Below are 9,545 nucleotides of genomic sequence, written 5' to 3'. Positions count from 1 at the left end.
CACGCCGGGCACGTGATCGCCGTAGGGGCCCCGCCCAAGCAGAACCACCCACCCGGGCACGCCCAACAAACGACCGGGCTCTTCAAAGCTTTCAAGGACGCACTAGTCCGCCTGCGTGGGGTTGAGCACCCGCCGCAGGAACGACTGCGTGCGCTCGTGCTGCGGGTCGCCGATGACCTGCGCGGGCGGGCCCTCCTCGACCACGTGCCCACCGTCCATGAACAGCACCTTGTCGGCCACCTCGCGGGCGAACTGCATCTCGTGCGTGACCACCAGCATGGTCATCCCCTCGTCGGCGAGCTGCCGCATCACCCCGAGGACCTCCCCCACCAGTTCCGGGTCCAGCGCCGAGGTGGGCTCGTCGAACAGCATCACCTCGGGGTTCATCGACAGCGCGCGGGCGATGGCCACCCGCTGCTGCTGCCCGCCGGAGAGCTGCGACGGCAGGGCGTTGAGCCGGTCGGCGAGCCCGACCCTGGCCAGGTTCTCCACCGCGACCGCCTGGGCCTCCGCCTTGGACCGGCCGAGGACCTTGCGCTGGGCGATGGTGAGGTTGTTCAGCACCGTGAGGTGGCCGAACAGGTTGAACGACTGGAACACCATGCCGATGCGGCGGCGGGCCGCGTCGAGGTCGACGTCGGGGTGGGTCAGCTCGACGCCGTTGACCACCACCGAGCCCTCATCGGGTTCCTCCAGCAGGTTCACGCAGCGCAGCAGGGTCGACTTGCCGGACCCGGACGGGCCGATGATGCAGATGACCTCCCCGGCGCCGACCCGCACGTCGATGCCGCGCAGCACCTCCAGGTCGCCGAAGCGCTTGGTCAGCCCGGTGATGACCACCGCGGGCCCGGTCGTCGTGGTCACTTGACCGCCTCCGTGTCCACCTCGGTCGCCGTGGGTGAGGCGATCTTCTTGCCGCCGGTGCGCCGCTCCAGGTACCGGGAGAGGTACGACAGCGGGATGGTGATGATCAGGTAGCAGATGCCCGCGACCAGCACCGGGGTGAGGCTGCGGGACTGGTTGAGCTCGGTGCGGCCGAACTGGGTCAGCTCGTACTGCAACTGGCTGGAGCCCAGGAACAGCACCAGCGAGGAGTCCTTGGTGAGCAGGATCAGCTCGTTGGTCAGCGGCGGCAGGATGATCTTGAAAGCCTGCGGCACCACGATCCACAGCATCGCCCTGGTCTGCGACATGCCCAGCGAGCGGGCCGCCTCGACCTGCCCCTTCGGCACCGCCTGGATGCCCGCGCGGATCGTCTCGGCCATGTAGGCGGAGCCGACGATGCCCAGCGCCAGCATGATCGAGACGTACCGGTCGATCTGGGTGCCGAAGGCCAGCGGGATGCCGTTGCCGATGGCGAGGATGACCAGCAGCGCGGGCAGGCCGCGGAAGAACTCGACGTAGAGGCCGGACAGCCAGCGGTAGACCGGCACCGACGACAGCCGCATCAGCGCGACCAGCAGGCCGAGCACCAGCCCGAAGCCGAAGCCGAGCCCGGTGTAGATCAGCGTGTTCAGCAGGCCGACGGTGATCACCTCGGGGAACATCCCCGCCGCGACCTCACCGTCGAGGAACGCCTCCCGGAGCTTGGTCCAGTTCGCGGTGAAGGCGAAGATGACGAGGACGACCACCAGGACGCCGTACTGCGTCCCGCGGATGGCCTTTCCCCTCTGGCGCTTGCTCAATGCCATGTGTCGCTCCCAGGAGAAGTGTTCGGTACGACGGTGGGGCCGGCGCCTCCCGGCACCGGCCCCACTGCGAAAGCCCTTACTTGCTCTCCGGCTTCTTGCCGAACCACTTCTCGTAGATCGTGTCGTACTGGCCGCTGGCCCTGGTCTCGGCGATGGTCTCGTTGATGACCTTCAGCAGCGCGGTGTTGCCCTTCTTGACCCCGATGCCGTACTGCTCACCGGTGGCGAACTCGGTGCCCACCTCGTAGTCGGCGTGCTTGTTCACCCAGTCGTAGACCACGCCGTTGTCGTTGATCGCGGCGTCGACCGCACCGGTCTCCAGGCCGCTGAGCAGCAGGCCGAGGTCCTCGAAGACGACCTGCTCGACGTCCGGGGCCTTCTCCTTCGCGTACTTGGCGCCGGTGGTGCCGTTCTGCACGCCCAGCTTCTTGCCCTGGAGCTTGTCGAGCCCGGTGAGCCCGGCGCCCTTCTTGCCGACCAGGACCTGGGTGGCGTCGAAGTACGGGTCGGAGAAGTCGAAGTTCTCCTTGCGGGTGTCGTCGATCGTCATGCCCGCGGCGGCCAGGTCGCACTTGCCGGAGTTGAGGTCGACACCGGACTGGATGCCCTCGAACGGGGTGTCGATGACCTCCTGGGTGGCGTTGAGCTTCTTCGCCACCAGGTCGACGAGGTCCACGTCGAAGCCGACGACCTTGCCGTCCTTCTCGAACTGGAACGGCTCGTAGGGCAGGCCGGTGCAGGTCAGCACCTTGCCCGACTGGATGAGGGTGACCCCCCCGGGGGTGGGGGCGCCGGTCCCGCCGCTGGAGTCGGAGGACCCGCACCCCGCGGCGGCGAGCGCGAGCACCGCTGCCGGGACCAGGGCCAACACCCGGGACTTGGATCGAAGCACGGTGTCACTCCTCGAAGCTGATGGGCGAATCGGTGCCCGCATCCTGCCACCGTCTTCATCGATTACGAGGATTCCGCCGGTTTGTCACAAGTACGCAGCTCGTTCGTTGTGCACTGGTGATGCAGCATGACGCTCGGTGACCGGCCACCAGCGCCCGGCACCGGGTCAGCGCTGCGCGGGCCAGCCCGCGAGCAGCACCGCGACCAGCGCGGTCCACCCGGTCTGGTGGGTCGCGCCGAGGCCCTCGCCGGTGTCGCCGTCGAAGTACTCGTTGAAGGTGACGTGGCGTGACCACAGCGGCGAGTCCGTGGCCTCCACCCGGTCGCCGTCGGCGGGGCGGCGGCCGTCCGGGCCGGGGAGGAACAGGGCGGCCAGCCTGCGGGACAGCTCGTCGGCCGCCTCGCCCGCGCTGACCACGTTGCCGGACCCGGTGGGCAGCTCCACCGTGACCGCGCCCCGGTGGAAGGCCTCCAGCGCGTGCAGGACCTGCACGAGCAGGGCGTTGGTGGGGAACCACACCGGGCCCCGCCAGTTGGAGTTGCCGCCGAACATCGCGGTGCGCGACTCGCCCGGCTCGTACTCCATGGGGTGGTGCCAGCCCGCGATCTCCACCTGCAACCCGCCCCGGTGCGCCGCCGACAGGGAGCGGATGCCGTGCGGGGAGAGGAACTCCCCCTCGTCGAACATCCGGCTCAGGACCCGGCGCAGCTTCCGCTCGTCCAGCAGCGACAGCAGCGCGCTGCGCTCACCGCCGGCGTCGGTGTGCCAGGTGAGGAACTGGCCGAACGCGGGCTGGCGGCGCAGCAGGTAGTCCAACCGGCCCGCGAACCCCGGCAGCTCCTCGAACACCCACGGGTCCAGCGGCGCACCCGCCAGCAGCGGCAGCAACCCCACCATCGACCGCACCCGCACCGGCTGCGACTCCACCGCCCCACCGGGCAGGGTGCGGGAGACCAGGTCGTAGCAGAACCCGTCCTCCTCGTCCCAGATCGGGCGGCCAGCGGAGCCGAAGTGGGTGCTGGCCTGGGCGATGCTGAGGAAGTGCTCGACGAACTTGGTCGCCACGTCCTCGTAGGCCTCGTCGTGCCGGGCCAGCTCCAGGGCCATCTGCATCAGGTGCAGCGCGTAGGCGGCCATCCACGACGTCGCGTCGGACTGCTCGAAGCGCCACCCGTCGCCCAGCGGGGCCGAGCGGTTGACCGGCCCGATGTTGTCCATGCCGAGGAAGCCGCCCTCGAACAGGTAGTTGCCGTAGGGGTCCTTGCGGTTGACCCACCAGGAGAAGTTCAGCAGCAGCTTGTGGAACACCCTGGCGAGGAAGACCCGGTCCCTGTTCTCCTCCGCGTAGTAGACCTGCAACGCCGCCCACGCGTGCACGGGCGGGTTGACGTCACCGAACTCCCACTCGTAAGCGGGCAACTGGCCGTCCGGGTGCATCAACCACTCCCGGCAGAGCAGCAGTAGCTGCTCCTTGGCGAACGCCGGGTCGACCAGCGCGAACGGCACCATGTGGAACGCCAGGTCCCAGGCGGCGAACCACGGGTACTCCCACTCGTCCGGCATGGACAGCACGTCGGCCACGTCCATGTGCTTCCAGTGCACGTTGCGGGCGTGCGGGGCGTGCCGCTCGGCCGGGCCGGGCGGGTGCGCCGGATCGCCCTCCAACCACTCCCGCACCCGGAACCGGTAGTGCTGCTTGGTCCAGAGCAACCCGGCGAAGGCCAACCGCGCCACCCGCCGCTCCTCGTCGGTCCCCCGGCGGACCACCCCGGCGTAGAAGTCGTCGGCCTCCCGCTCGCGCCGGAGCACGGTCTCGTCGAAGGTGGGGCCGAACGCGCTGCCGTGCCCGTCCCCGGCGATCAACCGCAACCGGACGGTGACCCGCTCACCCGGCGCCACCGAGTCGAACCGGTACCAGGCGGCGGCCTTGGTGCCCGGGTGCGAGGCCCCACCCATCGGCACCACCTGGCACGCGTCCACCGCCCCCGCGACGATGTGGTCACCGATCCCCGCCTTGGTGTAGCGGCTGGGGTTGACCGCCCGGCCGAACAACGCGGCCTCGTCGGTCTCGTTGTCGGTCACCAGCAACCGCGGCCTGCCGTCGAAGTGCACGGTGTAGCGCCCCAACTGCTGGTGCTCCGCGAGCACCCGGGTCCACCCGTCGGCGGTGGAGGCGATCAGCGCGGGCCTGCGCGCGTCCCGGCCCCAGGTCCAGGTGTTGCGGAACCACACCTGCGGCACCAGGTGCAGCGGCGCCGCCTCCGGCCCGTGGTTGGTGGCGGTGATGCTCACGCAGACGTCATCCGGCCCCGCCTTCGCCCAGGTCGTCTCCACGTCGAAGAACCGGTCCTCGGCCAACACCCCGGTGTCCGACAGCTCCGGCTCCCGCTCGTCCCGACTGGCCCGCGCCGCCCGCTCCCGCAACTCCGCGTAGGGGAAAGCCCGCTGCGGGTAGCGGTACACCATCCGCATCCACGAGTGCGTGGGCGTGCCATCGGTGATCCACCAGTGCTCCTTGACGTCCTCACCGTGGTTGCCCTCGGAGTTGGTGAGCCCGAAGTACCGCTCCTTCAGGATCTCGTCCGCCCCGTTCCACATGGCCACCGCCACGTTCAGGAACCCGTGCCGGTCGCAGATCCCGGCGATCCCGTCCTCCCCCCACCGGTACGCCCGCGACCGAGCCTGGTCGAACGTCAGGTAACCCCACGCGTCCCCGTTGCCCGAGTAGTCCTCCCGCACCGTGCCCCACTGCCGGGCCGCCAGGTACGGCCCCCACAACCGCCACGGCGAGTCCGGATCGGGGGATGCCGCCAGCCGCTCCTGTTCGCTCACTGAACCGAGTGTGTCACCCCCCGACCCTGGCGGGCAGTGACCTGTCGTGCGGCGGATCGGTCAATTCCGGACCACCCGTCCGGCCGACTGGCGTATCCTGCGGTCACGCAGAGGTAGGTACGGGGCACGGGGGGAATGCAATGACGTCTGCCTTCCAGAGCATCGGCAACTCACTGGGCGACATCGCTTCCAGTACGCCGGGTTCGACCAGCGCGCCGGGGGGCGGCACCGCGGGCGGGGGCCAGTTCGCCTTCGACCCGGACGAACTGGAATCGATCGCGAAGGACTGGCTCACGCTGGCCTGGGAGTACCGCGACTCAGCCGCCTCCGGGGGCCGTCTGAAGATCGACGGCCCGGGTCTCGAAGAAGCCAGTGACGGCCAAGCACAGGCGGCCATGCAGTCGTGGACCACCTATGTCCGGTCATTGCACGAGAAGCGCAACTACAGCATGGCTCAGGCCAGGAAGTGCGCGGCCGCTCTCGCCGCCTACCGCGGCACCGATCAGGACAGCATCCTGCGCCTCCTTTCACCAGGGGACACGGCTCCCACCACAGGGGGGATCTGAGATGCGCGGGCAACTCGCCACGATCGCTGTGCTGGGCACCGTGCTGCTCACCGGGTGCATGACCAAGGAGGGCGGCAGCGCCACAGCCACACCCGGGACGCCCGGCCCGGCGAAACCCCCGACGACGGCCCCGGACAACTCGACCACCTCGGGGCAGGGCGGTGGCGTCCCCAAGGTGGACAGCCCGCTGGACGTGAGCGAGTTCGTCGACAAGCCGTGCACCGGGTTGACCCAGGCCCAGCTCGACCGACTCGGTGTCGGCAACGGCAAGCAGGACACCGAGGCCACGGGCGAGTACTGCAGGTGGACCAACGGCCGCGGCGGGTACGTCAACTTGGCCTTCGTCGTGGGCCAAGGTGGATTGGGCGGGGTGTACAGGGGGAACGAGGTCGGTCAGTTCGGGCTTTTCCAGGAGCTGCCGGACATCTCCGGGTACCCGGCCGTCATCGCGAGCCTGTGGGACGGGCGCAAGGACGGTGACTGCGATGTGGCCGTCGGCGTGGCCGACGACACCACCCTGTCCGTCGGCACGACGCAGTCCATGGACAAGGTGGGGCACGGCGACCCGTGCCAGGTCACGGTCGACGTCATCAAGCAGGTTCTGGAAACCGTGAAGGCTGGGGGCTGACATGGCTGGCATGACCGGGCACGACATCTACGTCGCGATGACCACCGGGCCGGGCACGGAGACGTTGCAGAACGGCTACCGGATCGCCGACGCCGAGGCCAAGCGGGAAGCCGAGCGCGCCGATCTGATCAAACGGCTCGCCGAGAAGATGCAGGCGGGCTGGGAGGGCGAGGCGGGGTCGGCGGCCTACGGCGGCGCCAAGCCGATCGCGGACGCCACGCTGCTGGGGATGGAGAACCTGGAGCGCACGCACGTGCTGCTGCGGATGCAGGCGGAGACGTTCGGCGACCTGTCGAGCAAGCTGGAGCCGATGGACGCCAGCCCCCCGGACACCGGCATCTGGGACGACATGACCCCGTGGGACACCGACACCGAAGACCAGCTCAACGAGTACAACCAGAAGTCGCAGAAGAACATCGACGTCTACCGGGCCTACGACGCCAACAGCCAGGCGAACGCGCAGGACCTGCCCACGGACTACTCCACGCTGACCGACCCGGGTGGCGAGATCACGGTCAACAAGCCGGACGAGCCGGGTGGTCCGCCGCCGGTCAGCCCGCCGCGGACGGTGAGCCCGCCGCAGGTGAACGGGTCCGGGGACACCACCACCGCGCAGCAGTGGCAGCAGCAGCCGGGGCAGCCGACTCCGACGTACCCGCTGGACCCGCCGCCGCCCGGGCCGGGGAACCAGGGGCAGAACGGGAACGAGCACCAGAACGGCAACATCGGGACCAAGCCCGCCCAGTACGTCCCGACGCCGCCTCGGCAGTACCCGCCGGGGGTGCCGCGGCCGGGGGAGCACGGGGTGCAGCGGCCGATCAACTGGCCCGGCGGGGACCCCTCGGGGGGCTTCGGCGGTCAGGGTGGTGTGGGCGGTCAGGGTTACGGCGGCGGAGCCGGGAGCCGGGGTGGCGCGGGCGGGTTCGGTGCCCGGGGCGGCTTCGGCGGCGGTGCGGGCGGAATGGGTGCCGGTGGTGCCGGGGCGGCTGAGCACGGGCCGGGTGCGCGGGCCGGGGCCGGCGCGGGCGCCGGCGCCGGTGAGCACGGGCCGGGGTCGCGCGGGTTCGGGGCGGCGGCTGACGAACGCGCTGGTGGGCGCGGTGGGCAGCCCGCGGGTGGCGGTGCCGGTGGCGGTCGTGGTCAGGGCGGGGAGGACGAGGAGCACGAGCGCGCTTCCTTCCTGATCGAGGACGACCCGGAGGCCGTGTTCGGCACCGACGAGGTCACCGCGCCGCCGGTGATCGGGGGGTAGCGGGTGCGCACGCGGGACAGGGTGGAGTTGTCGGTCGAGTCGTTGCACCGGTTGTGCGCGGCGCAGGGGCTGGGGGAGCCGCACACGCTGTTCACCGGTGGGGCGCGCTACTACCCCCAGCGCCACCAGCAGGAGGCCGACGCCCAGTTGCGGCGGGAGTTGGACGCGGCGGGGGTGAACGGGGCCAGGGGGATCGATCCCGAGTTCCTGGACCTGCTCGGCGTGGTGCAGCGGGGCGCGGTCGAGTACTACGGGTGGTTGCAGGACGCCGAGGGGCCCTACTCGGTGTTGGTGGCCGCTGCCGGGCGGGTCGGGGTGTTGGCGCAGCGGGTCGGGGAGAAGGTGGCCTTCGAGCGGATCGATCCGGCTCGGTTGGTGGAGTCCTTCGTGTTCCGGTTGCCGAACGTGCCCGCCGCGCGCGGGGAGGCGATCTCGGTGCGGGAGGGCGACTACGCGGACGGGGCCTCGGCGGTCGACGCCGGTGGGTTCCGGATGAGCAGGCCGCGGTCCGCCCGGGCGCCGGAGGCCCGGCGGTTGGAGGCGTTGGTGCGGGCTCCCCGGGTGGGGGGCGGGAAGCTGTACACCGCTCGGCGCGACCACCGGGGCACCCGGGTGCGGGCGGCGGACTGGCTCAGCTTCATCGACCTCCCCGACGGGCGGTGGGCGCTCTACCGGACCTCCGGGCGCGGGGAGCGGTCGATCAGCGCCGTACCGGGGACGCCCCAGTTCATCCGGAAGCGGCTGACCGAGCTGCACGCGACGATCGGGTGAGGCCGCTGCCCGCGCGCGGTGTGCCGGTGCTGCCCGCGGGGGCGGTCTGGTGGAGGCCGCCGCAGGCGTGCGGTGTGCCCGCGCTGTTCGCGCGGGCGTCCCGGTGGAGGTCGCTGTCGGCGGGAGCGGTCCGGTGAGGTCGCTGCCCGCACGCGGTGTGGAGCCGGGGCTGGCGGTGCGGTGGCGGCGGAGTCGGGCGCTGCTCGCGGCGGCGTTCGGGTGGGTGCCGGGCGCGGTGGTGCTGGCCTGCGTGGCGATGGCGCTGGTCGGGGACCGGCCGGTGGGGTGGTGGTCGGTGCTGCCCGTCGTCGGGGCGCTGGTGCCCGCGGTCGTGCCGCTGGCGGTTCGGGTCGATCCGCCGTCGTGGGCGAAGGTCGCCTGGTTGGGGGCGGCGGGGTCGCTCGTCCTGGGGGCGTTCCCGGCGTACGGGGTCGCGGGCGGGGTGGCGGCGCTGCCGTTCTTCCTGGTGGCCTGGGTGGCGCTGCCGACCGGGTTCCTGCTGGGGCGCGGCGCCTACCGGGAGTTGATGCTGCCGTTGGTGGCGGAGTTGGGGTCGACCGACCTGGAGGTGCGGGTGGGGGTGCGGATCGCCGTCGAGCACGCCGACCTGATCACCGCCGGGGCGACGGTCGGGCGCACGCACCTGGTGCTGCACGCCCGCAGGCACGTCCCCAACAGCGCGGGGTCGCCCGCCGAGGTCGCCGTGCCGTGGGGCGGGGTGCTGGGTGTCCACGTGGAACTGCTCGCCCAGCTCCGGCCGTGGTTGTCGCTGGCCGACGGGACGCCGCTGCTGGCCAGGCCGGGGCCGGTCGTGGTGGTGCGGACCGCGCGGGGTGCGGTGCTCATCCCGAGCGACGACGCGCGGCAGGTCGCCGGGATCGTCGACAGAAGAGTCCGAAGAGCGCGTGCCTGA

General features: G+C 71.3%; 9 protein-coding genes. 5 read left to right on the top strand and 4 right to left on the bottom strand.

From position 1 onward, the window contains the following. Positions 1-102: 102 nt before the first annotated feature. The 4 genes from UO65_RS31415 to UO65_RS31400 form a co-directional block, all read right to left on the bottom strand. Entirely contained in the window at positions 103-864 is a 762-nt protein-coding gene (locus UO65_RS31415; protein ID WP_324608993.1) for an amino acid ABC transporter ATP-binding protein, read from the bottom strand. After that, on the bottom strand, positions 861-1,691 hold the full coding sequence (locus UO65_RS31410) for an amino acid ABC transporter permease (protein WP_052022061.1): 831 nt from the start codon (positions 1,689-1,691) through the stop codon (positions 861-863). Before UO65_RS31410 ends, UO65_RS31415 begins: the two co-directional genes overlap by 4 nt. 76 nt (positions 1,692-1,767) lie before the next feature. After that, entirely contained in the window at positions 1,768-2,583 is an 816-nt protein-coding gene (locus UO65_RS31405; protein WP_233427913.1) for a transporter substrate-binding domain-containing protein, read from the bottom strand. A 165-nt stretch (positions 2,584-2,748) separates the two neighbouring features. Continuing rightward, on the bottom strand, positions 2,749-5,415 hold the full coding sequence (locus UO65_RS31400; protein ID WP_035290057.1) for an MGH1-like glycoside hydrolase domain-containing protein: 2,667 nt from the start codon (positions 5,413-5,415) through the stop codon (positions 2,749-2,751). A 140-nt stretch (positions 5,416-5,555) separates the two neighbouring features. Between UO65_RS31400 and UO65_RS37100 the strand changes: the two genes are divergently transcribed. The 5 genes from UO65_RS37100 to UO65_RS31375 all read left to right on the top strand — a co-directional run bounded on the left by UO65_RS37100 (position 5,556) and on the right by UO65_RS31375 (position 9,545). After that, positions 5,556-5,981, top strand: coding sequence for a hypothetical protein (locus tag UO65_RS37100; protein ID WP_035290054.1), 426 nt, complete (start codon positions 5,556-5,558; stop codon positions 5,979-5,981). A gap of 1 nt (position 5,982) precedes the next feature. Beyond that, positions 5,983-6,609, top strand: coding sequence for a DUF3558 domain-containing protein (locus UO65_RS31390; RefSeq protein WP_035290051.1), 627 nt, complete (start codon positions 5,983-5,985; stop codon positions 6,607-6,609). A 10-nt stretch (positions 6,610-6,619) separates the two neighbouring features. Beyond that, positions 6,620-7,861: a hypothetical protein gene (locus UO65_RS31385; RefSeq protein WP_152552370.1), complete on the top strand. Its 1,242-nt coding sequence runs from the start codon at positions 6,620-6,622 to the stop codon at positions 7,859-7,861. 3 nt (positions 7,862-7,864) lie between these two features. Next, positions 7,865-8,632 carry an ESX secretion-associated protein EspG gene (locus UO65_RS31380; RefSeq protein ID WP_035290045.1) on the top strand — a complete coding sequence of 256 codons (768 nt, stop codon included), beginning with the start codon at positions 7,865-7,867 and terminating at the stop codon, positions 8,630-8,632. 133 nt (positions 8,633-8,765) lie between these two features. Beyond that, positions 8,766-9,545, top strand: a complete 780-nt coding sequence (locus UO65_RS31375; protein ID WP_152552369.1) for a hypothetical protein — start codon at positions 8,766-8,768, stop codon at positions 9,543-9,545.

The organism is Actinokineospora spheciospongiae (assembly GCF_000564855.1).
Lineage (GTDB): Bacteria > Actinomycetota > Actinomycetes > Mycobacteriales > Pseudonocardiaceae > Actinokineospora > Actinokineospora spheciospongiae.
Note: the sequence above shows the minus strand (reverse complement) of the source record. Positions and strands in the feature narration are given on the sequence as shown.

Excerpts from the sequence above, each read along its gene's own strand:
- UO65_RS37100 (WP_035290054.1), top strand. The coding sequence starts at position 5,556 with ATGACGTCTGCCTTCCAGAGCATCGGCAACTCACTGGGCGACATCGCT.
- UO65_RS31410 (WP_052022061.1), bottom strand. The coding sequence starts at position 1,691 with ATGGCATTGAGCAAGCGCCAGAGGGGAAAGGCCATCCGCGGGACGCAG.
- UO65_RS31385 (WP_152552370.1), top strand. The coding sequence starts at position 6,620 with ATGACCGGGCACGACATCTACGTCGCGATGACCACCGGGCCGGGCACG.
- UO65_RS31390 (WP_035290051.1), top strand. The coding sequence starts at position 5,983 with ATGCGCGGGCAACTCGCCACGATCGCTGTGCTGGGCACCGTGCTGCTC.